Origin of the sequence: Halorubrum marinum, from assembly GCF_048381195.1 — an archaeon.
In the GTDB taxonomy this organism is placed as follows: Archaea; Halobacteriota; Halobacteria; order Halobacteriales; family Haloferacaceae; genus Halorubrum.
The window spans coordinates 642,317-667,347 of sequence record NZ_JBLWMM010000001.1; the positions used below are offsets into that span (position 1 = coordinate 642,317).

28 protein-coding genes are annotated in these 25,031 nt (G+C 68.1%); 12 read left to right on the forward strand and 16 right to left on the reverse strand.

What is annotated here, in order from left to right; all coding sequences use genetic code 11:
• The first annotated feature begins 11 nt into the window (after positions 1–11).
• A complete protein-coding gene (locus tag ACNSN4_RS03135) occupies positions 12–431 on the forward strand; it encodes a VOC family protein (protein ID WP_418284302.1) in 420 nt (139 codons plus the stop codon).
• 65 nt (positions 432–496) lie between these two features.
• Here the strand turns inward: ACNSN4_RS03135 and ACNSN4_RS03140 are convergent, their stop codons facing one another.
• A complete protein-coding gene (locus tag ACNSN4_RS03140) occupies positions 497–745 on the reverse strand; it encodes a DUF8141 family membrane protein (protein WP_418284303.1) in 249 nt (82 codons plus the stop codon).
• 54 nt (positions 746–799) lie between these two features.
• Positions 800–2,932 carry a methionine--tRNA ligase gene (metG, locus tag ACNSN4_RS03145; protein ID WP_418284304.1) on the reverse strand — a complete coding sequence of 711 codons (2,133 nt, stop codon included), beginning with the start codon at positions 2,930–2,932 and terminating at the stop codon, positions 800–802.
• A gap of 137 nt (positions 2,933–3,069) precedes the next feature.
• Between metG and ACNSN4_RS03150 the strand changes: the two genes are divergently transcribed.
• Positions 3,070–4,803 carry a histidine kinase N-terminal 7TM domain-containing protein gene (locus ACNSN4_RS03150; RefSeq protein ID WP_418284305.1) on the forward strand — a complete coding sequence of 578 codons (1,734 nt, stop codon included), beginning with the start codon at positions 3,070–3,072 and terminating at the stop codon, positions 4,801–4,803.
• Positions 4,804–4,818: 15 nt separating this feature from the next.
• On the opposite strand, the gene ACNSN4_RS03155 is transcribed toward ACNSN4_RS03150, so the two are convergent.
• The 7 genes from ACNSN4_RS03155 to ACNSN4_RS03185 all read right to left on the reverse strand — a co-directional run bounded on the left by ACNSN4_RS03155 (position 4,819) and on the right by ACNSN4_RS03185 (position 10,985).
• Complete coding sequence (locus ACNSN4_RS03155) at positions 4,819–5,727, reverse strand: thiamine-phosphate synthase family protein (RefSeq protein WP_418284306.1); 909 nt, start codon at positions 5,725–5,727, stop codon at positions 4,819–4,821.
• Positions 5,724–6,377 (reverse strand): dCTP deaminase, encoded by a 654-nt coding sequence (gene dcd, locus ACNSN4_RS03160; RefSeq protein ID WP_418284307.1) that lies wholly within the window; start codon positions 6,375–6,377, stop codon positions 5,724–5,726. Before dcd ends, ACNSN4_RS03155 begins: the two co-directional genes overlap by 4 nt.
• Positions 6,378–6,487: 110 nt before the next feature.
• Positions 6,488–7,135, reverse strand: coding sequence for an NfeD family protein (locus tag ACNSN4_RS03165; RefSeq protein ID WP_418284308.1), 648 nt, complete (start codon positions 7,133–7,135; stop codon positions 6,488–6,490).
• 111 nt (positions 7,136–7,246) lie between these two features.
• The gene (locus ACNSN4_RS03170; protein WP_418284309.1) at positions 7,247–7,498 is read right to left on the reverse strand and encodes a DUF7312 domain-containing protein; all 252 of its coding nucleotides are present in this window, start codon (positions 7,496–7,498) and stop codon (positions 7,247–7,249) included.
• Positions 7,499–7,576: 78 nt separating this feature from the next.
• On the reverse strand, positions 7,577–9,334 hold the full coding sequence (pyk, locus tag ACNSN4_RS03175; RefSeq protein ID WP_418284310.1) for a pyruvate kinase: 1,758 nt from the start codon (positions 9,332–9,334) through the stop codon (positions 7,577–7,579).
• Positions 9,335–9,429: 95 nt separating this feature from the next.
• Positions 9,430–9,960 (reverse strand): metal-dependent hydrolase, encoded by a 531-nt coding sequence (locus ACNSN4_RS03180; protein WP_418284311.1) that lies wholly within the window; start codon positions 9,958–9,960, stop codon positions 9,430–9,432.
• An 89-nt stretch (positions 9,961–10,049) separates the two neighbouring features.
• Complete coding sequence (locus ACNSN4_RS03185; protein ID WP_418284312.1) at positions 10,050–10,985, reverse strand: sulfide-dependent adenosine diphosphate thiazole synthase; 936 nt, start codon at positions 10,983–10,985, stop codon at positions 10,050–10,052.
• Positions 10,986–11,135: 150 nt separating this feature from the next.
• On the opposite strand from ACNSN4_RS03185, the gene ACNSN4_RS03190 reads away from it, so the two are divergent.
• From ACNSN4_RS03190 to ACNSN4_RS03220, 7 genes are all read left to right on the forward strand, one after another.
• Positions 11,136–11,402 (forward strand): 50S ribosomal protein L37ae, encoded by a 267-nt coding sequence (locus ACNSN4_RS03190; protein ID WP_006114269.1) that lies wholly within the window; start codon positions 11,136–11,138, stop codon positions 11,400–11,402.
• 4 nt (positions 11,403–11,406) lie between these two features.
• The gene (locus ACNSN4_RS03195) at positions 11,407–11,541 is read left to right on the forward strand and encodes a DNA-directed RNA polymerase subunit P (protein ID WP_418284313.1); all 135 of its coding nucleotides are present in this window, start codon (positions 11,407–11,409) and stop codon (positions 11,539–11,541) included.
• 14 nt (positions 11,542–11,555) lie between these two features.
• The gene (locus tag ACNSN4_RS03200; protein ID WP_418284314.1) at positions 11,556–11,810 is read left to right on the forward strand and encodes a KEOPS complex subunit Pcc1; all 255 of its coding nucleotides are present in this window, start codon (positions 11,556–11,558) and stop codon (positions 11,808–11,810) included.
• Positions 11,811–12,020: 210 nt separating this feature from the next.
• Positions 12,021–12,404: a prefoldin subunit beta gene (locus tag ACNSN4_RS03205; protein ID WP_418284359.1), complete on the forward strand. Its 384-nt coding sequence runs from the start codon at positions 12,021–12,023 to the stop codon at positions 12,402–12,404.
• Positions 12,405–12,413: 9 nt separating this feature from the next.
• Positions 12,414–12,704 (forward strand): DUF3194 domain-containing protein, encoded by a 291-nt coding sequence (locus ACNSN4_RS03210; RefSeq protein ID WP_418284315.1) that lies wholly within the window; start codon positions 12,414–12,416, stop codon positions 12,702–12,704.
• A gap of 169 nt (positions 12,705–12,873) precedes the next feature.
• Positions 12,874–13,071: an HVO_0649 family zinc finger protein gene (locus ACNSN4_RS03215; RefSeq protein ID WP_418284316.1), complete on the forward strand. Its 198-nt coding sequence runs from the start codon at positions 12,874–12,876 to the stop codon at positions 13,069–13,071.
• 116 nt (positions 13,072–13,187) lie between these two features.
• Positions 13,188–13,613, forward strand: a complete 426-nt coding sequence (locus ACNSN4_RS03220; protein ID WP_418284317.1) for a universal stress protein — start codon at positions 13,188–13,190, stop codon at positions 13,611–13,613.
• A gap of 38 nt (positions 13,614–13,651) precedes the next feature.
• Here ACNSN4_RS03220 and ACNSN4_RS03225 read toward each other — a convergent pair whose 3' ends face one another.
• The 5 genes from ACNSN4_RS03225 to ACNSN4_RS03245 all read right to left on the reverse strand — a co-directional run bounded on the left by ACNSN4_RS03225 (position 13,652) and on the right by ACNSN4_RS03245 (position 20,587).
• Positions 13,652–14,206 (reverse strand): GMP synthase subunit A, encoded by a 555-nt coding sequence (locus ACNSN4_RS03225; RefSeq protein WP_418284318.1) that lies wholly within the window; start codon positions 14,204–14,206, stop codon positions 13,652–13,654.
• 105 nt (positions 14,207–14,311) lie between these two features.
• Entirely contained in the window at positions 14,312–15,841 is a 1,530-nt protein-coding gene (gene truD, locus ACNSN4_RS03230) for a tRNA pseudouridine(13) synthase TruD (RefSeq protein ID WP_418284319.1), read from the reverse strand.
• Positions 15,841–16,179, reverse strand: coding sequence for a peptidyl-tRNA hydrolase Pth2 (gene pth2, locus ACNSN4_RS03235; protein WP_418284320.1), 339 nt, complete (start codon positions 16,177–16,179; stop codon positions 15,841–15,843). The genes truD and pth2 overlap by 1 nt, the downstream gene beginning before the upstream one ends.
• A 79-nt stretch (positions 16,180–16,258) precedes the next feature.
• Positions 16,259–18,571: an amino acid permease gene (locus ACNSN4_RS03240; RefSeq protein WP_418284321.1), complete on the reverse strand. Its 2,313-nt coding sequence runs from the start codon at positions 18,569–18,571 to the stop codon at positions 16,259–16,261.
• A 162-nt stretch (positions 18,572–18,733) separates the two neighbouring features.
• A complete protein-coding gene (locus tag ACNSN4_RS03245) occupies positions 18,734–20,587 on the reverse strand; it encodes a cation:proton antiporter domain-containing protein (RefSeq protein WP_418284322.1) in 1,854 nt (617 codons plus the stop codon).
• A 149-nt stretch (positions 20,588–20,736) separates the two neighbouring features.
• Between ACNSN4_RS03245 and ACNSN4_RS03250 the strand changes: the two genes are divergently transcribed.
• Positions 20,737–20,940 (forward strand): hypothetical protein, encoded by a 204-nt coding sequence (locus ACNSN4_RS03250; RefSeq protein ID WP_418284323.1) that lies wholly within the window; start codon positions 20,737–20,739, stop codon positions 20,938–20,940.
• A 101-nt stretch (positions 20,941–21,041) separates the two neighbouring features.
• On the opposite strand, the gene ACNSN4_RS03255 is transcribed toward ACNSN4_RS03250, so the two are convergent.
• Both ACNSN4_RS03255 and ACNSN4_RS03260 read right to left on the reverse strand, forming a co-directional pair.
• A complete protein-coding gene (locus ACNSN4_RS03255; protein ID WP_418284360.1) occupies positions 21,042–21,842 on the reverse strand; it encodes a bacteriorhodopsin in 801 nt (266 codons plus the stop codon).
• A gap of 215 nt (positions 21,843–22,057) precedes the next feature.
• On the reverse strand, positions 22,058–23,581 hold the full coding sequence (locus tag ACNSN4_RS03260) for a phytoene desaturase family protein (RefSeq protein ID WP_418284324.1): 1,524 nt from the start codon (positions 23,579–23,581) through the stop codon (positions 22,058–22,060).
• A 156-nt stretch (positions 23,582–23,737) separates the two neighbouring features.
• Here ACNSN4_RS03260 and ACNSN4_RS03265 point away from each other — a divergent pair, with 156 nt between their 5' ends.
• Both ACNSN4_RS03265 and ACNSN4_RS03270 read left to right on the forward strand, forming a co-directional pair.
• A complete protein-coding gene (locus tag ACNSN4_RS03265; RefSeq protein WP_418284325.1) occupies positions 23,738–24,460 on the forward strand; it encodes a helix-turn-helix domain-containing protein in 723 nt (240 codons plus the stop codon).
• An 87-nt stretch (positions 24,461–24,547) separates the two neighbouring features.
• Complete coding sequence (locus tag ACNSN4_RS03270) at positions 24,548–24,976, forward strand: cupredoxin domain-containing protein (RefSeq protein WP_418284326.1); 429 nt, start codon at positions 24,548–24,550, stop codon at positions 24,974–24,976.
• Positions 24,977–25,031 lie beyond the last annotated feature (55 nt).

Genomic DNA, 25,031 nt, shown 5'->3' on the forward strand with positions numbered 1-25,031 from the left:
AGAGACATCCTATGTCCGATCTCACCGCACACCACGTCGGCGTCACCGTCTCCGACCTCGACCGCGCCGTCGACTTTTATACTGAAACGTTCGACCTCGATGTCGTCGCCGAGTTCTCGGTCGCTGGCGAGGCGTTCTCCGAGGCGGTCGCCGTCGACGACGCAGCCGCCGAGTTCGCGCACCTCGACGCGGGCGACGCGATCGTCGAACTCGTGGCGTACGAGCCGGAGGGCGAGCCGATGCCGGAAGCGGAACTGAACCGACCGGGCGCGACTCACCTCGGACTCTCCGTCGACGACGTGGAGGACTTTTATATCGATCTCGCAGACGATGTCGAGACGCTGAGCCCGCCGCAGACGACCGCGAGCGGGACGACGGTGCTGTTCCTCAGGGACCCCGACGGGACCTTGATCGAAGTGCTCGACGCGTGATCGAGAGACTCGGCCGACGGTGCGCCCGACCGCTGCTGTGCGGTACTGTCGCTCACTCAGTGCCGCTATTGCGCGTTCGCCTCCCGCATCACGAGCAGCGAGAGCGGTAGGCTCGCGGCGACGAGTCCGTAGACACCGCCGAGTGTCGGCTCGACGCCGAACTCCGGCGCGAGCAGGTCGGAGGCGAATCCGAGCGGGTCGAGTACGAGCGCGGCGACGACGATCTGTCTCTGGAAGGGCTGTGCCTCGAACCAACGAGGGAGGAGGCCATACGACCTACGTCGTGACGCTCTCTGAAAAAAGCCGATATTCAAAAACGGATGGAGAGATAGTTCGCGGACGGTCGCGAGGCGAACGCTTACGAACGCTTACCGGACTCTCGTGCCCGGTCCGGCGTCCTCGTAGGTCGTGAGGAGGTCGGCCTCCTCGCCCGCGGCCAGTACCATACCGTTCGACTCGACGCCGAACAGCTCCGCCTTCTCCATGTTCGCGAGCACGACCACCTTCGTGCCGGGGAGGTCGTCGACGTCGTGAAGCTGCTTGAGCCCGGCCACGATCGTCCGGGTCTCCGCGCCGAGGTCGACGCTGAGCTTCAGCAGGTCGTCCGCGCCCTCGATCCCCTCGGCCTCCCCGATCCGGCCGACCCGGATGTCGAGTTCTTGGAACTGGTCGAAGCTGATTCGGTCGTCGCTGAGCGGTTCGATGTCGGTCATATCGGTATCGGTGGTGTCGTCGTCAGTGTCATCGTTCGATCCGCTCTCACTCTCGTCTCCCTCGCTGTCCGCCTCGGCCTCGGAGACGCGCGCCTCCAGTTTCTCGTTCAGCGCCTCGACGCGGTCGTCCTCGATCTTCTCGAACAGCTCCGTCGGCTCCGCGAGGTCGCCGGCGGGCTCCTCACGAGCGGCCTCGACGGTCGCGTCGTGGACGGAGCCGTCCTCGCCGAGCTGGTCCCACAGCCGCTCGCACTTCTCCGGCGCGATCGGCTCGAAGAGGACCGCGATCGCCTTCGCGATCGCGACGCAGTCGTGAATGACCTGTGCCGCCTCGTCGGGGTCGTCGTCGACGAGGTTCCACGGCTCGCTCCGCTGGATGTACTCGTTGCCGTATCGTGCGAGGTCGGTGACCGCGTCGCCGAGCGCCCGGACCGAGTAGTCGTTGACGGCGGCCTCGACGTCGGCGACCGCCTCGTCGATCCGCGCCGCGACCTCGTCGCTCGTCGCGTCGGCGATCGGCGCGGTGTCGTAGTTGCGGTGCGCGAAGAGGAGCGAGCGATAGAGGAAGTTGCCGACGGTCCCCACCAGCTCGGTGTTCACGCGGTCGCGGAACTTCTCCCACGAGAAGTCGACGTCCTGCTGGAACCCGCCGTTGGTCGCGAGGTAGTATCGCAGCGGGTCGGGATGGAACCCCTCGTCGAGGTACTCGTCGGCCCAGACGGCGCGGTCGCGGCTCGTGGAAAACCCCTTCCCGCCGAGGGTGACGAAGCCGCTCGCCATCACGGCGCGCGGCTCCGTGTGTCCCGTCGCCGCCAACATCGCGGGCCAGAAGATCGTGTGGTGCTGGATGATGTCGCGGCCGATCACGTGGACTATCTCCCCGCCGTCGGGGTGCTCCTCGGTCGTGCCCTCCGCACCGGCCTTCCACGCCGCCTCCCAGTCGAAGGTCTCCGCGCCGACTCGCTCGGAGTACTGCTTCGTCGACGAGATGTACTCGATCGGGGCGTCGACCCAGACGTATAAGACGAGGTCCTGGGGATTGTCTCCGGGATAATCGATCCCCCAGTCCATGTCGCGGGTGATACACCAGTCCTGAAGCCCCTGCTCGATCCACTCGCGGGGCTGGTTCCGGGCGTTGGAGGTGCCTTCGAGCCGGTCGAGGAAGTCGGAGAGGTACTCCGAGAACTCGGAGACCTCGAAGAACTTGTGGGTGCGTTCGCGGTACTCGGCGGGGTTACCCGTGATCGTCGACTCGGGATCCTCGACCTCGCCGGGTTCGAGGTGGCGCTGGCACCCCTCGTCGCACTCGTCCCCACGGGCGTGTGCGCCGCAGTACGGGCAGGTCCCCTCCACGTATCGGTCGGGGAGGTACTGGTCGTCGACCGGGTCGTACGCGACCATGATCTCCTTCTCGTAGACGTGGCCCGCGTCCTCCAGGTCGCGGACGAGATCTTGGGTGACAGCGGTGTTCGTCTCGTCGTGGGTGTGGCCGTAGTTGTCGAACTCGACGTTGAACTTCGGGAACGTCTCGGCGTACTGCTCGTGCCAGTCGAGCGCGAACGCCTCCGGCGAGACGCCCTCTTGCTCGGCGTTGACCGCGACGGGGGTCCCGTGCATGTCGGAGCCGGAGACGAACGCCGTCTCCTGGCCGAGTCGTTCGAGGGCGCGGCTGTACACGTCGCCGCCGACGTAGGTCCGGAGGTGTCCGATGTGGAGGTCGCCGTTGGCGTACGGCAGTCCACAGGTCACCACCGCCGGGTCGTCCGTGGGGAAGTCCTCGTGGCTCATGTGGTGTGTATGTCGTGTGTCGGTCGATCGGGCCTAAAGCCCGCCGGTTCGGGGCCGTCGGGGTCGCCGTTATCACCCGCTGCGATCTCGGGCGGCCGTTTTAAATATCGAACTACCCTCCGTTCGATCGGACAGGAATGGACTGGCAGACGACCCCGTACGTACTCGTGCTGTTCTTCACGTCGCTGACCGCGCTCGCGTGGGGGCTGTACGGAATCCGATCCGTCAGGGGCGGAGACCGAACTCCGACGGTTCTCGCGTTCGTCGCGCTGTGTGTCACCGGTTCGATCTGGGCCGGGATGTACGCCGTCCAGCTGGCGGCGCCGACGCTCGGATCGAAACTCGCCGCGTACAAGCTGTTACACGTCGGGGCGGTGTTCGTCGGACCGGCGTGGCTCGCGTTCGCGCTGAGCTACGCCGGCCGCGCCGATCTCCTCACCCGTTCGACCGTCGCGGCGATGGTCGCGATTCCGGTGGCGCTGCTCACCACCCTCCCGACGAACCCGTACTCGCTGGCGCTGACCGACGCCTCGCTCGTCACGCAGGGCTCGATAACCCTTCTGGTCACCGGGAACGGGCCGCTCTACCAGCTCCACCTCGCGTACTCGTACCTCCTCATTGCGGTCGGCGTGGGGCTCATTCTCACCGAGTCGCTTCGCGCCGGTCCGCGGGTCCGCCGACAGGCGGGGCTGATGATCGCCGGGGCGATCGTCCCGCTCGCGTTGAACGTGAGTCGCGTCCTGTCCGTCGGTCCGCTCGGCCCGAGCTCGGCCGTCAACCTCACGCCGGTCTCGCTCGTCTTCTCGACGGTGCTGTTCGGGATCGCGGTGTTCCGCTACCGGCTGTTGGACCTGACGCCGATCGCTTCCCGGGTCGTGCTGACGCAGATCGGCGACGGCGTCGTGGTCCTCGACCGCGACGGCTCCGTCGTCGACGTGAACCCCGCGGCCGAGTCGCTCCTCGGCGACCGAGACGACGTGCTCGGCGCGGGCCTCGCGACGCACGTTCCCGAGTACGACCGGCTCACCCGGTCCGATCGATCGAAACGAGACGGCAGCCCCGGGGGAGACGACCGCTCGGAGCGGATCGAGGGCTCCGACCGAGACGGGTCGGTGCTCGTGACGTCCGCAGCGGACGGGACGGAGCGGTTCATCCAGCTGAACCGGTCGCCGATCGACCGGGGCGGAACCCGCTACGGCTGGGTGGTCCTCATGCGGGACGTGACGGAACTGGAGACGCAGCGGCGGGAGCTCGAACGGCAGAACGAGCGGCTGGACGCGTTCGCGTCGGTCGTCTCGCACGACCTCCGAAACCCGATTTCGGTCATCGACGGCTACGCCGATCTCGCCCGACAGACCGGCGATCCGGAACACCTCGACGTGATACAGGACACGGCCGCCCGAATGAACGACTTCCTCGAAGACCTCCTCCGGCTGTCTCAGCAGGGCGACACGGTGACGGAACCGCGGGAGCTGTCGCTCGCGGCTCTGGTCGGCGAGGTGCGCGATTCGGCGGGAGACGAGCGCTCCGATGTCGCCGTCGCGGCCGACGTGACGGTGACCGCGGACCGCGAACGGCTCCGACAGGCTCTCGACAACCTGTTCCGGAACGCCCGCGACCACGCGGACGGCCCGGTGAGCGTGACCGTCGGCCCGCTCCCGGGAGGGTTCTACGTCGAGGACGACGGGTCGGGTATCCCCGAAGCGGACCGCGACGCCGTTTTCGACGTGGGGTTCACGACCCGCTCGGACGGGACCGGCCTCGGACTCGCCATCGTTCGGGACATCGTCGAGGCGCACGGCTGGTCGATCGCCGCGACCGAGGGATCGACCGGCGGCGCTCGGTTCGAGGTTACGGGTGTCAACGCCTAAGAAGCCGACTGACGCTCAGATCAGCCCGCGGACGACACGCGCCGCGTCCGCCGCGGTCGGCGCGAGCACGTAGGCGATCGGCTCGACGCCGACCGCGCCCGTCTGGTAGAGGACGAGGGTCTCGTGGTCGCCCGAGCGCTCCGCGCCCGCGATCGCGTCGGCGACCGCTTCGCGGGTCGGACGCTCGGGGTCGAACTCCACGATCGGATGCGACTTCGCCAGCGCCTCGACGGTCTCGGGGGCGTACCGAACGTTCACCGCGCCGCGGGCGGACACGCCCGCCTCGCGCGCGGCGAGTAACACCGTCGCGACGTGCTCGCTCACGCCGAACTCGGGCTCACCGGGGACCATCGCTCGGCCCTTCACGTCGACGAGGCGGCCGGGCACCGCGGCCACGTCGTCGATCGTCTGCGCGTCTTCGAGGCACTCGGCGACGTTGGCGCCGACGTTCGGGATGAGCGCGGCGAACCCGGAGGCGTTCGTCAGGGTCCGGAGGCCGCGCCGGACAGAGCCGAGGACGCGCTCGCGCTCGCGGAGTCCGCTGTCCGGGTCGTGGACGGAGAACTCCACGTCGGTCTCGGCGAGCGCCGGCATCGCCTCCTCGTGGAGCTCCGCGAGCAGATCGCCCTCCTCTAGTCGGCGGATCAGCACCTCGATCTCGACGAGCGCCGCGACCGGGCTCATGTCTCCGGCGGCGAGCCCCTCGCCCACGCGCTCGACGAGGTCGCGGACGCGCTCATCGGCGACGATCCGCTCGTGGCGCGCCACGTCGCCGTGGGCGTACTTCGACACCGCGGACTGCGAGATCCCGAGCGCGTCCGCGACCTCTCGCTGAGTGAACCCCCGCTCGCGGAGGTCCTCGGCGAGCATCGAGCGGACGGTGGGGAGAAACTCGTCGACGACGACCTCCTCGATGAACTTCACGGCGCGGCCCCTCCGTCGGCGTCCGCGTCGTCGCTATCGGCGTCCGCGTCGTCGCTATCGGCGTCCGCGTCGCCGTCGAACTCCGGATCGGAGCCGATCCGGGATGCCTGCGGGCCGTCCTGGTCCTGATACTTCGAGCCCCGCTCCGCACCGTACGGGCGGTCGGCGGGCGATTTCAGCTCGGTGAAGGTGAGCTGCGAGACGCGCATCCCCGGCGAGAGCGCGACGGGCGCGGTGCCGAGATTCGAGAGTTCGAGCGTGATCTGCCCGTGGTAGCCGGGGTCACACAGCCCCGCAGTCGCGTGCACGACGATCGCGAGGCGGCCGAGCGACGAGCGGCCCTCGACGTGGGCGACGAGGTCGTCGGGGATCTCGACGCGCTCCGTCGTCGTCCCGAGCACGAAGTCGCCCGGGTGGAGAATGAACTCCTCGCCCTCCGGCACCCGCGTCTCCGTGACGTACTCGCCGACCTCGTCGGCCTCGGTCGGGTGGATACAGGGGATGTTCGTGCGCTGGAACTCCAAGAAGCGCTCGCCGAGCCGCAGGTCGACGCTCGCAGGTTGGACCTGCTGGTCGACGTCTGCCAGCGGTTCGACCACGAGGTCCCCTTCCGCGAGGCGGTCGAGGATGTCCGCGTCCGACAGGATCATATCAGATTCGCGTACGCGGGTGGCTTAAAAACTCCCGAATGTGCCCGCCGAAGGGGACGCTCGTCGGCTCGGCCCCGTCGGCCGCTCACCGCCTCGGCTCGGCCGACCGTTCACTCGCGTTCGGTCTCGGTCTCCAGATCCGCATCTGTCCCGCTCTCCGCGTCGTCCGCCTCCGCTGCCGCGTCCGTCTCCTCCGCGGTCCGCCGTGTCTCCTTCCGGGCACGGTCCGCCGCGAGCTCCCGGTCGATGTCGTCTTCGACGTACCCCATCGACTCCACGGTGACGACGTTGCCGCCGCCGGGGTCGACGACCATCACCTCCTCGCCCTCCTCGATCGTCCCCTCGATCGAGCGCGCGGAGTAGTACGGGTTGAAGCCGCCGCCGGAGAGCTTCACTTCTCCGCCCGCGGCCGTTACCTGTTCGGTGACGGTGCCGGTCTTCCCCTTCAGCGAGCCGCTGTCGCTCGTCTGTTGTTGGCCCTTTCCGCCGTACAGGTCGAACTCGTGGTAGCCGTAGAAGGCGGCCGCACCGAAGACGAGCGTCAGCACGGCCATGATCACCGTGAGCACCGCGCCGGCGACGCCGAGCGACGCCAACAGCAGGCCGCCGAGCCCCGCTCCGATCAGCGCGATACCGACGACGATGAAGTTCGCGCCCGGAGCCAGCGCCTCCGCCATCGAGAGCAGCAACCCGGCCGTCAACAGCAGGAGGGGAAGCGTCTCGGGAGCCAGCAGCCCGGACTGCAGGAGCACGTCCATATCCGGAGGTACGGCCGCGTGGTGATAAGTTGTGGTGCGTGCGACCGCGTCGCAGTCCCGATTCCGGGCGTTGGGCGGCGGTGTCAGGACCCGAACGGCGTACGGCGACGGCTAGAACCCGAACAGCAGCACGCCGACGGTGAGCGCGACACCGAGCGCGACGAAAACGGCGTGTTCGGCGTCGATCGACCCGGGCTCGATCGGCTCGGCCTCGGGGGTGTGCGTGTCCTCGACGACGCCGTCCGGACCGACGTCGTCGACGGCGAACCGCCACTGGCTCTCGTCGGTGGCGTCGCCGTCGGCGCTCCGGGTCTCGTTCGCCCGGCTTCGCGTGTCGCCGTCGGCGTCGTCCTCGCGGCTCATACCCGACGGTACGCGGTTCGGCGGTAAATGGCTGGCGGGAGGTCGTCGGCGAAACGGTGCAGCGTCGGCCCGGTCTCGTTATCGGCGCTGTGCCGCCGCGATCACGTCGCCGTCGTACACGATCCCTCGCTCGCCGTCGACGGTCACCACGGTGCCGTCGGCCACGTGTTCCGGGAGCGACGCGCCCGACACCATCGGCACGCCGAGTTCGCGGGCGACGACCGCCGGGTAGCCGGTCATTCCCTCCCGAGCGTCGATGATCCCGGCGATAGCGTCGAGGTCGCCGTCGAACTCGCCCTCGAACCCCGGTCCGAGCGCCACGACGGACCCCAGCGGGATCTCGCTCAGGTCCCCATCGCTGGTGCGGTGCACCGGGGCGGCGACGCGTCCGGCGGCGACCGCTTTCCCCGTCACGAGCGTCTCGGCGGCCACGTGGACCTTGAGCGTGTTCGTCGTGTTCGTCCCCTCGAACTCGGTTAACATACCGGAGAGCACGACGAGCGTGTCGCCCGAGGCCGCTCCGCCCGTGTCGAGCGCGGCGTCGACCGCGTTGTCGAGGATCGTCTCCATGTCGTGTGCGTACTCGGTGAGCACCGGCTGTACGCCCCACGAGAGCGCGAGCTGTCGGCGGACCCGGTCGCTCGGCGTCGTCGCGACGACGGGGACGCCCGGCCGGAACATCGCGGTCTTGCGGGCTGTGTATCCGGACTCGGACACCGCGACGACCGTCGACGCGCCGATGTCGCGGGCGAGGTAGCGAGCCGACCGCGCGAGCGCTTCGGTGCGCGACCCCTCGGCCGCGGCCGGGACGCGCTGTTCGCGCGTCTCCGCGTACTCGTCGCTGGACTCGACCTGCCGGACGATCCGGTCCATCGTCTCCACCACGTTGACGGGGTCCTCGCCGATGGCGGTCTCGCCTGACAGCATCACCGCGTCGGTTCCATCGAGAACCGCGTTGGCGACGTCGGAGGCCTCGGCGCGCGTCGGGCGGCGGGAGCTGACCATCGAGTCGAGCATCTCCGTCGCCGTGATGACGGGGACGCCGGCGTTGACGCACTTCCGGATGATCCGCTTCTGGATCACGGGCACGTCTTCGAGCGGGCACTCGACGCCGAGGTCGCCGCGCGCGACCATCACGCCGTCGGCGGCGTCGACGATCTCGTCGAGGTTCTCGACGGCGCCCGCGCGCTCGATCTTCGCGATGATCGGGATGTCCTCGCCGCCGCGCGCCTCCAGCTCGTCGGCGATCCGGTAGACGTCCTCCCCGTCGCGGACGAAGGAGGCCGCGACGAAGTCGGCGTTCGCCCGCGCGGCGAGGTCGAGTTCGGCCTCGTCTTCCGGCGTGATGAGGTCGACGTCGATGGCGACGCCCGGGAGGTTCACGCCCTTCCGCGAGCCGAGCGTTCCGCCCGACACGACGCTCGCGACGACCGACTCGCCGTCGACGCGCTCGACGCGACACTCGATCCGGCCGTCGTCGAGGAGCACGGTGTCGCCCGGTCCCGCCGCGGCGATCGAGTGGGTGAGGCCGACGCGATCCGGCGTGGCGTCGTCGCCCTCGACGAAGGTCACCACGGAGCCCTCGGCGATCGCGATCGGTTCGTCGATCTCGGCGGTTCTGACCTCCGGACCCTTCAGGTCGACCATCACCGCGAGGGGGTCCTCGATTGCCTCGTCGACCGCGCGGGCCCGATCGATGACTTTCTCGCGGTGCGCCGTCGTCCCGTGGCTGGCGTTGAGTCGGACGACGGACATCCCCGCCGCCGCGAGGTCGTGGATCGTGTCCCGGTCGTCCGACGCGGGACCGATCGTACAGACGATCTTAGCGTTTCGCATACCGCCGAATTCGGCGGACGGGTGCAAAAAGGGACACGGTTGAGTCGGCCACGAGTGAATGTTCGTGAGGGTTCTGCGCACACCGCTGTCGAGGCTCAGACCGGCGTCCCCGTCGAAACGCCGAGCGCGAGGGCGAGCGCGACGACGCCGACCCCGAAGAACAGCCGGTTCGCCCACGGATCCTTTGCTGGGGTCAGATTCAGCGTCACGTGCGCCTCGGACACCGGACGGAGCGGTCGGATCCCCATCGGAGTGATCGCGTCGCCAGCGAGGTGCGAACAGACGCTGGTGAACGCGACACCGCCGACGAACAGCGGGATCACGGGGAAGAGAGGGGTCACACCGCCCGCCATCGGACCGTCGACCGTCACGCCGCCTGCGAAGACCGTCAGCACCGCCGCCGTCGTTGTCGCGACCGCGATGGCGACGCCGACCGCGAACGCGACGGTGTGGGTGGGCCCCCGGTGCGGGATCGGGAACCAGTGGTCCGCGTCGGGGAGCGTCGCGAACGCGACGGCGACGGCGGCGCCGAGGACCGCCAACTCGGGCTCGCCGGCGGCTCGGACCACCGCCGCGATCGGCGCGTACGCGAGGAGGGCGATACCGACGTGCCCCCGCCAGTACATGCCCGACCTTCCGACGACGGCGATAATAAGCGCGTCGGCGGCGGGTCGCAGCGCGTCTCCGGCGGCGAATCGGCGACGGTTCTCCCGACTCAGTCGTCCGCGGGGGCGGGCGCGCCGCCCGTCGAGAGCAGTACGTCGGGAGCGTCCACCTCGAGCTCGTCCAGCGCGGCCTGTGCGGCGCGCTTCCCGGAGACGAGCATCGCGCCGAACGTCGGACCCATCCGGGGGAGACCGTGGGCGGTCGCGACCGCCATCCCGGAGGCGACCAGCCCGTCGTGGACGACGCCGGTGTGCTCGACGACCGCGTCCTCGCTCTCGCCGACCCACATCGAGTCGTGGCCGGGCGAGTCGTGGCCGGGCGCGCCGTACTGGTCGTCGCCGGTCTGGTCCATCCCGGTGTTGTGCTCCTTCGCGTGCTCGATCCCGGGCGCCGACAGGACGCCCCGCTCGTCGAGCTTGCTGATCGCGACCGCGTCGTGACCGGTCGCGTCGATCACGAGGTCGGACTCCACCGCGATCGGGTCCACGCAGGTGATCTCTCTCGGGAGCGCGTGGACCGGGGTCCAGTTCATCACGATCCCCCCGACGCGGTGGTCCTCGCGAACGACGAGGTCGGTGAACTCGGTCATGTTCTGGACGCGCGCGCCGGCGTCGCAGGCGGCCTTTATGAGTCCCGAGCACGCTTCAGGCCCGACGGCCGTGTAGAGCCCGTCGACGTCCTCCACCGGCTCGTAGTCGACGTCGAGGTCGTCGAGGATCTCCTGGGCCGGGTCTCGAACCGTAACGGTGTTCATCAGGAAGCCGCCCAGCCAGAACCCGCCGCCGAGGTAGTTGTTCTTCTCGACTATCATCACCTTCACGCCCCGCTCGGCCAGCTCCTTCGCGGCCATCAACCCGGAGGGGCCGCCGCCGAGGACGATCACGTCCGACTCGGTGAACTCGAGGAACCCGTCGGTCCACTCGTTCCCGATGGCCTTCGTCACGTCGGTCTCGCTCACGTCGCTGAAGCCGTTGAACCCGTGCATACAACTTAGTAATATTACTGAGTTGTGAAAGGCGTTGCGGTCGACCGCGAGACTTGCTCCGAGATCGGCGCGAACGGGGTGGTCACTCGACGAGGGTGACGCCCCCGACTCGTAGCCTTTTTACCCACGCTGGCGGTAGACGGATGTACTATGGCTGAGGACAAGGCACGAAGCACCGGTAGCGCGGGCCGATTCGGCGCACGCTACGGGCGGGTCTCCCGCAAGCGGGTCCAGGACATCGAAGAGGAAATGCGCAACGCGACCGTCGACGGCGACGACGTCAAGCGCGTTGGCACCGGCATCTGGGTCAACGAGGAAACGGGAGAGACGTTCACGGGCGGCGCGTACCGCCCCGAAACGCCCGGCGGCCGCACCGTCCGCCGTTCCATCCGCGCCGCGCTCGCCGACGAGGAATAGGACGATGAGTTACAAGTGCTCCCGCTGTAAGCGCGACGTCACCCTCGACGAGTACGGCGGCGTGCGCTGCCCGTACTGCGGCCACCGCGTCCTCCTGAAAGAGCGCGGCGGCGGCATGAAAGAAGTCGACGTCGAGTAGGCGTTTCCCCGACCGTGACGGGACCTCGCCCACACGAGACCGTGCTTTCGTTTCGGTACCCCTCCCAGCGGCGCGCCCGGCTCGTCGGCGACGCCCTCGCTCCCGAAGTCGGCGAGATCGACGACGCTCGGTCCGCCGCGACGGTCTCCCGCGACGGCGACGCGGTCTGCGTCCGAGTCGTCGCCGACGACCTCGTCGCGCTCCGCGCCGGCGTCAACAGCTGGTCGCGGCTCGTCGAGGTGGCGGAGCGCGTCACCGCGGGACGCTGACGCGGTACTCAGGCCCTCGTCGACGGTCGGCGTCCGCGGACTCGCCGAGCTCGTCCACTGCCCTTCACGCCCTCGTGATCGGCCCTCATGATCGCATCGCAAACCCCCTATACCTCCTTCTCAGTGGGCTCTCTCTGCTGTATCCGTCATCGATAGAGAAGTCGGGGGTTTTTCTGTTCGGGTCGCCTCGTATCGTTCATGCAAGGGAACATGCCGCCCGAGGCACAAGAGAAGATCGAGGAACTGCAGGAGCTTCAGGAGACCGCACAGCAGGTCGCCGAGCAGAAGGAGCAGGCCCAGACCGCGCTCAACGAGTCGAAGACGGCGCTCAAGGCCTTAGAGGACGTCGACGAGGACGCCGGAATGTACCGCGAGATCGGCGAAGTGCTCGTGGAGACGGACTACGAGTCCGCCTACGACGACCTCGAAAACAAGGTCGACTCGCTGGAAGTTCGCGCCGAGCAGCTCCAGAAACAGGAGGAGCGCGTCGAAGAGCAGTTCGACGAGCTGCAGTCCGAGCTCCAGCAGATGCTGCAGGGCGGCGCGGGCGGCGCCCCGGCCGGCCCCGGTGGCCCGGGCGCAGGCGGCGCGTAAGCCAGACCGATGAGCGACGAGGCGGGCGACGACGCCACTGACGGCCCCTCCGACGACCCGGCTGACGGCCCCAGCGACGAGGAGGTCGTTCAGACCGCTGCGGAGGCGGCCGAAGGCGTCGTTTTCGCCCACTACGACCAGTCCGCGGTGACGGACCTCGACGTCACGGTCACGTTCGAGGACGGCGTTCTCGACGTCGATGTCTACCTGAACGCACCGGACGATCCGGACCCAGACGCGGTCGCCCGCGAGGCGGCGGAGACCGCCGGCGAGGCGGTCGACGAGCTGTTCGCCGCGTAGCCGACCGCGACGGCGTCGCGTCGGCGCCTCACGTTTCTGTGGCACGCCTCCCCCCGATCGAGCGACGGCTCCGGTCGCTATTCACCGATCGTTCCGCTCGAGAGCCCGTGACACTCCGATATTCGGACCTCCGGTACGTTTTAATATGATCTTTGAGTATAGATAGCGTATGTCATCCAGCTACGGCGGCACGTCGGCGTTCGACAGGCTGCGCGAGCGGCTCGCTGGACGTCCACACGCCTGTGAGGAGTGCGGATTCGTCGAGGAAACGGGATCTTGGGAGGCGGCCACGTCGGGGGCGACCGTCGAGTACCGACGAGCGTGTCCGAGCTGCGGAACCGAGCACGTCCAGCGATATCGACTCTGAACGCCGACGGTGGAGACCGATACCGTTTCGGGACCGACGGTCGGTGGGCCCGCGACTTCTCACGTCCTAGTTTCCCGCTAACCGTTAACACCTCCCGGTTCGTTGATCGCGCCGTCATGTACGAAGCGATCCTCTGCCCGACCGACGGAAGCGACGGAAGCGCCGCGGCCGTCGAACACGCCTGCTACCTCGCCGACCTGGCGGACGCGCGGATCCACGCGCTGTTCGTCGTCGACGAGATGGTCGCGGGCGCCGACGAGTGGGACATGGTGGTGGAACGGGAGGAGGAACGCGGAGAACGGGCCGTTGAGGCGGTCGCCGCGGCGGCGGCCGATCGGGGGATCCCCGTCGAGAAGCACCTCCGTCGCGGGCGGCCACACGAGGAGATTCTCGACGCGATCGACGCACACGACGCGGATCTAATCGTGATGGGAACGAACGGCCGCACCGGGCTCGGACGCTTCCTCGCCGCGGGGTCGGTGGCCGAGCGCGTCGTTCGACACAGCGAGGTACCGGTGTTGACGGCGCGGCTGCGGAAGTAACTGGGGGCGAACGACGGCCGCGGTGGCGGATGCGAAGACTACGCGGACTCGCAGATCGAGACGAAGTTCTCGAACACCTCGTCGCCGCGCTCCGTATGGGCGACCTCCGGATGCCACTGGACCCCGTACAGGTCGGCCTCGGTGTTCGACATCGCCTCGATGCCACAGACGTCGGAGGTGGCGGTGTGGGTGAACCCGTCGGGCAGCTCCTTCACCTCGTCCGCGTGGGAGGCCCAGACGCGCGTCGTGGGGGCGAGCGAGCCGACGAGCGGGTCCGCGTCGTCGACGATCTCCACGTCGACGTCGGCGTATCCGCCGTAGTCGCCGCCGCCGACCGTCCCGCCGCGTTCGAGCGCGATGAGCTGCATCCCGAGACAGATGCCGAAGACGGGGACGTCGAGGTCGAGGTACTCGGGGGCGTTCCCCACGCGGTCCATGTCCGGTCCGCCGGAGAGGACGATCCCGTCGGCGTCGATCTCGTCGGTCGGGGTATCCGCTGAGAGGATTTCGGTGTCGACGCCGATGTCGCGGAGCGCGCGCTGCTCCAGATGCGTGAACTGGCCGTGGAGGTCGATGACGACGATCCGGGTCATGCGTTCGATTGACGGCTCTCGCACAAAAACGGCTCGGAACGAAACGCAGTATCGTGGTTATTTCAGGGAGTATATCGGAAGGTGTGATCCACGGTTATGGATCGATCAGAGGTCGAGCGGGCCGCTCTTGAGGAACTCCCGAAGCAGGACCGTCGCGTACGACCCGCTCGGGAGCGCGAACGAGAACCGCGGGTCCCCGTCTTCGAACGCCACGCCGAGATCGGTCCGCAGCGAGATCGCCCGGCGGGTCCCCGACGACTCGAACTCGTCGGGGAGGTCGAAGTCGGTGGGCTCGATCCCGGCGGCGTCGAGGACCGCTTGTTCGACGTCTCCGGGTTCGCCGCCGCCGAGCTCAGTCTCGGTGCCGACGAGCGGCGCGGTGACGAAGGCTCGTCCGCGCTCGCAGTGGCGGGTGACGACGGAGACCCGGTCATCGTCGACCCGCTGGAGTCGGTCGGTGTCGGGCGCGTACAGCTCAGTCGGGGCGTCGCCGTCGGCGAAACAGACCACGTCACCGGCGACGGGGCGGTCGAACGGGAGCCCGCGGCGCAGGCGCTCGCTCAGGATCCGGTTGAACAGGAACGACTGCGCCGCGTTGACGAACAGCCGCTGGAGATTCGAGGGGACGGCCTCCAGCGCGTGCCACCAGTCCTCGTGGTCGCGGGGAGCGTTCGGGTCCGTTCCCCTGTCCGCGAGCCGGTGGACCATCGACCGCTCGAACCGGAGCTTTCCGGGGATCGCGTCGAGGCAGGCGGCCCAGTCGCCGTCGCCTGTTCCGTCGGCAGACGTGTCACCCGGTCCGCCGACTTCCGGGCCCCCGCCCGCGGCGGTCTCGGAGGCGTCGTCGACCCCGAACGCGTCGTCGACCCGGTGGCGTGCGGCCTGCGTGTCGTCGGGTTCGGTCTCGGCGGGGTTGCCGGCGTACAGCCGGACCGCCTCGCGCGGGTCGTTCCGGGCGATCGCCAGCCCGACGACGTGTGTGACGGGCCGCCGGCTCCCGAAGCGCTGCTGGCCGAAGTAGTTCGGGACGCCCACCGTCGCGTCTGTGAGGACCGGGTTCCCGTCGTCCGCGTCAGTGCTGTCGATTTCCCTCAGACCCCCGCCAGCAAACGCCCGCAAGTCGTCCACCACGTCGGCGACGCGTTCGGGCGCTCCGTCGACCGCGTCGCTGACGCGGATCTCGAAGGCGTTGCCGGCGAGGTCGCCGAACGAGAGCCCGCGACCCGCCCGCCCCAGCGGCTCGATCTCGGCGCCGCGAATCGCGGGCAGGTCCGCGGGGCCGACCTCGCGGAGGGTGAACAGCTGCGTCGTGACCGCTCGCTTGTCCTTCGTTCCCGCCCAGGAGACGCGTTCACGGCTGATCCCGAGTGCGTCGGATATCCGCCGCGCGAAGTCGTTCGTGTCCCAGTTGCGGAGCGTGACGCGGACGACGAGCTCGGGGTAGCTTCCCCGGTCGGCGTCGAGCGATTCCGGCTCGAACGCCTCCAGCTCGCGTACGTGAAAGTCCTCGGGCGACTCGCGAAGCCGACCGCCGATCCCGTCGGCGTCGCTGACGTAGTACGCCATGCCCACGGCGCGCTCGATCGGATGTGCCTCGCGAAGCGACGCGTGGGGAGACGAGTCGTCGGTCGCCATCAGTACAGTGATAGATCCCCGGTCACGCGGTCGACGCTCTCGTCGCGAGCGGGCCCCACCGCGAGCGTGGTGACGGTCCCCGGTTCGAGTTGCGTGTGACCGGCGTCGCGGACGATCGCGTAGGGGAGCCCCTCTTTGTCGGCCTTATCCGCCAGTTCGAACAGCTGCTGTTCCGACTCTCCCTTCAGCACGACCTTCTTCTGTCCCTCGCCCTGCCACTTCTTCCGAGCGCGCCGTCCCGCGTCTTGGTACGCCGACAGCGACGCGTGTGCGACCTGCGCGGCGAGTTTCCCCTCGCCCATACCGATGTCCGTCCGGGCGACGATGGCCTGTTTCATACCCTGCCACACCGCCGCCGCGGGTTTATCTCTGTTCTCTCGTGTCGACTGGCCGGGCTGATCGCGTGGTCACGGACCGCTACCGTCCGAACAGCCGATTCAGCACCGTCTGCTGAATGAACCCGGCCCGCTGTTCGTCCGGCGGCTGCACCATCACTGCGGTGCAGTCGACGCTGTCGACGAGACGATCGCCGGGACGCCCGAACACCGCGCCGCGAACGCCGCGGCGCTCGGTGGTCGTGACGAGCAGGTCCGCGCCGTTCGCGAACCAGGCGAGGCCCTCGACGCGGTCGTCGCTCCTGATGATCCGGGAGTCGGCCGTCACGGTCAAGACGCGACGCAGTTCGTCGTGGTACTCTTGGACCACCCGCTCGCGCTCGTCCGGGGCGCTTTCCGGAATCGCCTGCAACAGCGTCAGCGTCGCGCCGGTCTCCTCGGCGATGGCGTCGGCAACGAGGAGCTTCGCCGGGTCGTAGGTCCCGCTGTTGGTCGCCACCGCGATCTCGTCGGCACCGTCGAAGCCGCGGTCCTCGACGAGCAACACGCCACAGGCGGCGTTCTTGAGGACGTACTCGTTGAGCCCTTCGCCGTACAGTTCGTGAAGCTCTTCGACGCGCCGTTCGAGGACCACGAAATCCTGCTCCTCGTAGGCCGCGTATTCGACGATCGCTTCGCCCGCGTCTTCCGTGGTCACGGTACGGAAGTTCACGAGCGGACCCTCGTTCTCGTCGAGATCCCTGTTGGCGGGACGAGCGCCGCCGTCGGTCGATTCACGGCTCGGTAGCCGCGGAAGCGACGCCGCTTCGACGGCCCACTCAGGTGTCCGGTCACGCGTCGCGGTCGGACCGCTGCCCGTGAACGCCCGGCTCGGAACCTCGTTGAACGTCCCGACGGTGACCGCCCCGTGACGCAGGTTCGAGAGGTCCATGCCGATCCGGAGCATGTCGACCCGAGACCGGGGCGACGTGTCGTCGGTGAGCGCGACGAGGGTGTCGTACGTCTGATCCGCTTCGAAGAGCGCTTTCGTCCGCTCGAGCGCGGCCCCGCCGACGTTCCGTCGGGCCGAGGTCCGCGCGGCCCCCTCCCGGTCCGTGCGCGGGCGGACGTAGAGGTAGAAGTAGGCGATCGAGACGGCGGTGATCAGTCCGGCCCCGAGGAACGGCACGGTGCCGACCTGCGTGAGCACGACCAGTCCGCTCGCCATCCCGAACAGCTGCATCCACGGGTACAGCGGCGACGTGAACTCGGGGTCGTAGTTATCTATCGCACCCTCGCGGAACCCGATCAGCGCGAGGTTCACGAGGATGAAGACGAGGATCTGGAAGGCGCTCCCGAACTTCGCGACTTGGTCGATCGGGAGGAAGACGATCATCAACACGATGATCGCGCCCGACACCGAGATGGAGAGAACGGGGGTGTTGAACCGTTCGCTGACCGTCTCGAACGCCGGCGGCGCGAGCCCGTCGCGAGCCATCGCGAAGGGGAACCGTGAGGCGGAGAGGAGCCCGGCGTTCGCGGTCGACGCGAGCGCGAGGAGGGCCGCTCCCACGACGGCCGCCGTCCCGATCGTCCCGAGCGCCTGCTCGGCGGCGAGTCCCATGATCGGCCCCTCGCCGTCCGCTTGCAGTTGTCCGGCCTCGACGGCCGCCTCGACGTCGACGATGCCGATCGCGACGTACACGACGGCGACGTACAGCGCGGTCGTCAACACCAGCGAGCCGATCATCGCCCGGGGAATCGTCGTGCCCGGGTCCTTCACCTCCTCCGCGACCGCGGCGATCTTGATCACTCCGGCGTACGAGATGAACACGAGCGCGGTCGCCGCGAGCAGTCCGCTGCTGCCGAAGTCGAACGCGCCGGCCGTCTGTTCGGGCACGATGTCGGGGACGCCGCCGCCGACGAACCAGGCGAGTACGACGATCATCACGCCGACAATGCCGAACTGCAGGCTCCCCGCGCTCTTCGTACTCACGACGTTGATCGCGGTGAAGAAGACCGCGAGCCCAACCGCGAGGGGGAGAATGTACTCCGCGATTCCCGGTGCGATGAAGATGAGATACGGGACGCCGCCGACGAGCGCCAGCGCGCCTTTAAACGACAGCATGAACCAGTTCCCGACGCCCGCGATAGTGCCTAAAAGCGGTCCCATCCCTCGCTCGACGTACACGTACGATCCGCCGTCTTCGGGCATCGCCGTCGCCATCTCCGAGGCGCTAAACGCCGCCGGCAGGATGAGTACGCCGGCGATGAGGAATGCCAAGACGACGGCTGGTCCGCCGACCTCGACGAAGGCGACGCCGGGAAGGATAAACACGCCCGATCCGACCATCGCGCCGATCGCGATAGCCATGGTCGAAAACAGTCCGAGGTCTCGTTTGAGTCCAGTTGGCACGTATGGGATCCCTCAGTTGGACGAGTTACACTGAGGCCCGATCTACTTTAAGCGGAACCTGCACCAATGTTAAATCGGCGCCCGACCGTTGCACCGGCCCGATCGATGAGTCGCCGATCGACCGGCGAGCACGCGCGCGCGCCGATCGGCGAGCACGCGGTTTCAGTCGTGCGGGTGGACGCGCTTGATCGCCTTCTCGACGGCTTTGTTATCGCCGAGCAGCGTGACGCGGTCGCCGGGCTCCAACACGGTGTCGCCGTGCGGCACGAACGTCTCGTCCTCGCGGCCGACGACCGCGATCAGGACGCCGCCCGGTAGCTTGGCGCCGAGTTCCTTGATCGTCTTCCCGGCGAACGTCTCGGCGGTGATCGTCACCTCTTGGGCGTCGTGACCCTCGCCGAGTTGGTTCATCCAGTGGCTCAGCGTCGGACGTTCGATCTCGTTGTCGATCGACCACGCCATCGCGGACGAGACGTCGATGGCGCGGACGTCGAGCGTCTCGAACGCGTCGACGTTGTCCGGGTCGTTCACGCGGGCGATGACGGTCTCGATACCGAACTTCGAGGTCGCGAGCTGTGAGATCAGCAGGTTCGCGTCGTCATCGGGCGTCGCCGCGATGAGCATCTTTGCGTTCTCGGCGCCGTTCTTGGCGAGTGCGTTCGCGTCGGTTCCGTCGCCGACGACCGCCTGTAGCTCCTCGCCCTGTAACGCCTCGACTGCCTCCGGATCGCGGTCGAGGATCACGACGTTTTCGCCTCTGTTCTCCAGTCGTTTGGCGAGCGTCCGACCGACCCGGCCGCCGCCGACGATGATCGTTTTCATTGGTTGTACATCGAAGAAATCAGCGATCTGTCTCGCGAGCCCGGCCTGTAACACCACGGTGATGAATATCACGAGGAAGACCGTCCCGGAGAGCGTCTGTGCGGCGTCGAACTGTCCGGCGTCTTGCAGTTGGATGGCGAACAGCGTCGCGACCGACGCCGGGATGATCCCGCGGGGACCGACCATGCTCAGGAAGAGCCGCTCGTTCCGCGTGAACGCCGACTCGCGGGCGAACAGGAACATCACGAGCGGTCGGATCACGAGCGTCACGACGACGACGACGCCGATTCCACCGATTCCGAGCCCTAACACGGTGTTGAAGTCGATAAGCGCGGCCAGCGAGATGAAGATGAACGCCAGCGCGATGAGCGTCAGGTCGCGGCCGAAGTTCTCCACCTCTTCGCGATGCGGGAAGTCGTCGATGTTGCCGAGCAGGATGCCGGCGGCGGCCGCCGCTGCGACGCCCGTCTCCGGAGAGATCGACTCCGCGAGCCCGTACGCGATGAACGCCCCGCCGAGCGTGACCAGTCTGACGGTTCGCTTCGCGTCCGCACCGGGCGCGTCGAGTTTTATCAGGGTCAGGTAGACGACCGACGCGACCACCATTCCGACGCCGACCCCGGCGACGATCCGCGTCAGGAACCCCGACGGGATCGCGGCCGCCTCGTCCGAGAGCACGACCGTCTCGAACACGACGATAGCGAGTACGGCCGCCGTCACGTCGTTGAAGATACCCTCGGCTTCCAGCGTCGACGCCACGTGTTCCCTGACGTTGACCACCTCGAGAATTGGAGTGATAACGGTCGGACCGGTCGCGATCAGCAGCGCCCCGATGAGCAGGGCGATGCCCCAGTCGTCCGCGACGAAGAACCGGACTGCGGTCGCGGTTCCGAGGAACATGATCAACGCACCGAGCGTGACGACGCCCGTGATCGTACGCGGCGCGTCAGCCAGCCGCTCCTGACGGAGGTTGAACGCCCCGTCGAACACGATGATCGCGACGGAGAGGCCGACGACGGTCGTCAACCCGTCGCCGAACGTCTCGGCGGTGATGAAGCCCAGCCCTTCGGGACCGAGCAGCACGCCGACGACGATGAGGAACAAAACGCTCGGGACACGCAGCCGCGACGAGATCACCTGAAGCGCGATCCCGATGCCGAGGATCGCTGTAATAATCGGCAGTGTTCCACTCACGGTACACAACTGTACACTATCGATGTACTAAAGCGCTACTACTGTCCAGTATGGTGCGCCTTCGCGTCGCACGCGTAACCCCCGCCGTCGGTCGCGATTGTGTCGCCGTCCGGCGGGAGACCTAAGCGTTCGTCCGTCCAAAACGGCGTATGTCGATCCTCGGACGATACTTGGAGTGGTTCGGCGAACAGGGCACAGGGGTCCAGGTCGGATCGACCGTCGGTCTGTTCGCCCTGCTCTTCGTTCTCGGCCTGTACACGGCGGGTATCGCGCCCGGAATCGTCTTCGTCGTGGTGCTCGTCGACCACTGGTACCGCGGGCTCGACGAGGGAGATGCGGACGACGGCGCGTGAGCCCTCTCTGCTGACCCGACCCTTCTGCCGGGAGTGCAGGCGCTCACGGTGAGAGGCACTACGGAGCGTGAAAAAACGAAAAGCGGTCCGCGACGCGGTCGTCAGTCGTCGTCGGCCGGGGCCGCGCGGCTGCCAGCCGGACCGAGGCCGGGCGCCATACTCGCGACCGTGCTCTCGTTGTTGACGACCCAGTTCAGCAGGAGGAACGCGAAGATGTACTTCGCGACGATGTCGAGGCCGCTGTAGGCCCACGACGTGACGGCGACGTCGAGCACCGCGATCCCCTCGGCGCCGAGCGCCCAGAAGATCGGGTAGCCGAGCCAGAGGACGACGGTGAGGATCTTCAGGGTGTTGAAGATCTCGGCCGTGCCGGCGACCTCGGCGTCCTGTGCCCACTCGACGAGCAGGATGTAGAGGACGACGATGAAGAACGCGCAGCTGATGACGTACCAGAACCAGCGGAGCGCGTGGGAAGACACGGTCAGTGCGGCCGCGAGGCCGGTGATACACATACCGATGTCAGTCACGATGGCCGTGAAGATCTTCGTCATGTTCGAGCCCGCGAGGAGCCCGAGCGCGAGCAGGATCATCGGCGTCGACAGCGCCCACGTGAGGTAGCGACCCCACATCGTGAGTACCTCTTCGCCCGCCAACGCGTGTCCTGGAGGCATCTCCAGGAAGCTGATTGTAAGCCCCGAGGCGAGTCCCAGGTAGCTGGAAATCGACACCAGCGGGATCATCAGGGTGGCCACGAAGATCAGCTGGGACCGCGGGTCCTCCACCTTCCGTCCCATGAACACGAACAGGAGGATCGATAGTCCCGCGAGGGCGATGTTGGCCCAGAACGAAGCGTTCAGGAGCGTGTTGTCTTGAACCGCCTGATACACTTCCGCTTGGGTCATTTCGAGCGGGATGACCCCTTGCACCAGTAGGTCGGCTGCTGCTGTTTCTATCATGCGACATTCCAGTGTATGCGACACGCGGAGTAAACAGCTCAACCTAACGAGTATGGCTCTCCCGTCGATCGGCGGTTTCGGGCGGAACCGATCGTGACGAATTCCGCCGCCGAAAACGAAGCCACTGTCAGTAGCCGCTGACGGGCCGCCGAAGCGTCACGTCAGCGGTCGAAGAACGGAATGCGGTCGAGCCGCCCGCCGGAGACGTCCTCGCTGATCGCCTCCGCGCACTGCTCGCCGCTCAACAGACACATCGGCATCCCGATGCCGGGGTTGCTGCTGCCGCCGACGTAGTAGAGTCGACCTATCCCGCGGACCCGGGGACCGGGTCGCAGGGGGCCGGTCTGCCGGACCGTGTGCGCGAGCCCGAGCGCGCTCCCGCCCGGCTGGTCGAAGCGCTCCGCGAACTCGGAGACGCACGCCGACTCCTCGACGGCGATCCGCCCGCGGAGATCGACGCCGGTGTACGACGCGATCGCGTCGAGCACCCGCTCTCTGAACGCGGCCCGCTGCTCGGGCGGATCGTCGAGTCCCGGCGCGAGCGGCACGAGCGCGACGACCGTCTCGTGACCCTCCGGCGCGGCGGTCGGGTCCGTCTGTGAGGGGACGTTGACGTACACGGTCGGATTCTCGGGCCACGCCGGCGTCTCGAAGATCGCGTCGAAGTGCGGCTGCCAGTCGGTAGGCAGCGCGAGCGTGTGGTGTGCGAGCGGGTCGACGTCGCCCTCGACGCCGAGGTACAGCAGGTACGCCGACGGACCGTACGTGCGGCGGTCCCAGTAGTCGCCGAGACGAGTGACTGCGCCCGACGGGAGCAGTTCCCGCTCGACGTGCTCCGGCGGGGCGTTACACACCACCCTGTCGTGGACGTATCGGTCTCCCCCGAGCTCGACCGCTACGCCGTCCTCGACCGGTTCGATCGCCGTCACCTCGACGCCGGTGTGTACGTCCGCGCCCTGATCCGTTGCGACCGTCTCGATCGCCTCGATCACCTCGTAGATCCCGCCCTGCGGGTAGTAGACGCCGAGCTCGAAGTCGACGTGGCTCATCAGCCGGTACAGCGCCGGCGTGTCATACGGCGATCCGCCGAGGAAGACGAGCGTGTACTGCAGGAGCTGTCGGAGCTTCGGGTGGTCGACGTACGACCCGACGTGCTCGTCCAGCGTGTCGAGCAGGTTCAGTTTTCGGCCCCCGGCGATGACGTCCGTCGAGACGTAGTCTCGGAGCCGCGAGCGCCCCGGGAGCACGAACCGACTCATCCCGACCTCGTAGGCCGTTTCCGCGTCGTCGAGGTATCGCTCAAACGCCTCCCCGGCGCCCGCCTCGTACGACTCGAAGACGTCCGCGGCCGCGGTTGGGTCCGCGGGGATGTCGACCCGGTCGCCGTCGTCCCAGAACGCTCGGTAGTGCGGGTCGAGCCGCTCCAGCTCGTAGAAGTCGTCGGGGCCGCGATCGAACGTCTCGAAGAAGCGCTCGAACACGTCGGGCATGAGGTACCACGAGGGGCCGGTGTCGAACCGGAAGCCGTCGCGCTCTATGCGCCCGGCGACGCCGCCGACCTGCGCCGCGCGCTCGTACAGCGTCACCTCCGCGCCGGCGTTCGCGAGGTGTGCGGCCGCGGAGAGCCCGCCGACCCCACCGCCGACGATACCGACGGACTGCTCCTCAAGCACGCGTTCGCTCATTGTCGGACTAATGAACGCGACCCGGGAGAGTTGTGTCCGTCCCACGACGGGATTTTATAAACATCCGTCACCGCGCGGCAGCTGCAGCCGTCAGATCGGGGCGGAACGTACTGGTTCGGGTTCGCGCTTTTTGTGGTCCATCTGTATGATGTACGTATGGCACGACGGTCGCGTTCGGCTCCGTCATCGACGGACGACCCGGTCGACCCGACAAGGGAGGGTCCGCCGAACGCGGACGAAACGCAGTCGCCGGATCAGCGCCGCGGCGTCCGCGCTCGCCTCGCGATTCGCGACCCGCCGACCGCTCCCGTCGCAGACGCGCTCCCGGACGGAGTCGTCGCGACCGACGTCGAGCGGATCCGCGTCGACGACACGATCGTCTCGGAGTTCCGTACGACTCGTCCCATCGACGGCGACCCCGTGTTCGCGGCGGACGGCGAGTACGTGTACCGCATTCGCACGCCGACCGCCGACGGGGAGTACCCGTGTCGCGCAGTCGAGTCGCTCGGCCATCCCGTCTCCGACGTGACGGTACGGACGAACCCCGACCGGATTCTGGTCTCGCTGTCGCTCCCCACGGTCGAACCGATCGGTGGAATCGTCGACGCGATCGAGTCCGCGGGCGGCTCCGTCACGCTCGAACGCCTCACTCGCTCAGGGGGGTCCGAGACCGGGGATCCGGTCGTCGTCGACCGCGATCGACTCACCGACCGCCAGCGCGAGGTCGTGCGCACCGCCCACCGGCTCGGGTACTTCGAGTATCCACGGGAGGCGGACGCCGCGGAGGTCGCCGCGACCATCGGCATCGCTCGCTCGACGTTCGCCGAACACCTCGCGGCGGCCCAGAAACGGGTGTTCGACGCGCTCGTCGATCCCTGAGTGACGGGACACCGTCGGAAGCGCGCCCGATTCTCGGTCCATGGGGTGAACCGCGATATTCAAACGACCGAGGCCCTCAGTACCACCATGCACCGCAGACGGTTCCTCGAACGCGCGGGCGTCGCCGGAGCGGCGCTCGGAGGGGTGACCACCCTCGCCGGCTGCTCGACCGTCCTCGGCGACGAGGAGTACGACGTCGGGATGGTCGCCGACGGCTATCGGCCGGCGGAGCTGAGCGTCTCCGTCGGCGACACCGTCGTCTGGGAGAACACGAGCTCGCGGACTCACACCGTCACGGCTTACGAGGGCGGGATCCCGGAGGCGGCCGACTACTTCGCCTCTGGCGGCTACGACGACGAGGAAACCGCGCGCGAGGCGTGGCACGACGAGTTCGGGGGCGCCTTGGAGACCGGCGACCAGTTCTCGTACACCTTCTCGGTCCCCGGGCGATACGATTACGTCTGTATCCCGCACGAGTTCGGCGGGATGTACGCGACCGTGATCGTGGAGGAGTGAGACGATTCCCGCTCTGTTAGACGGGCCCTCGAATCGGCTCGGACCCCGACGAAAC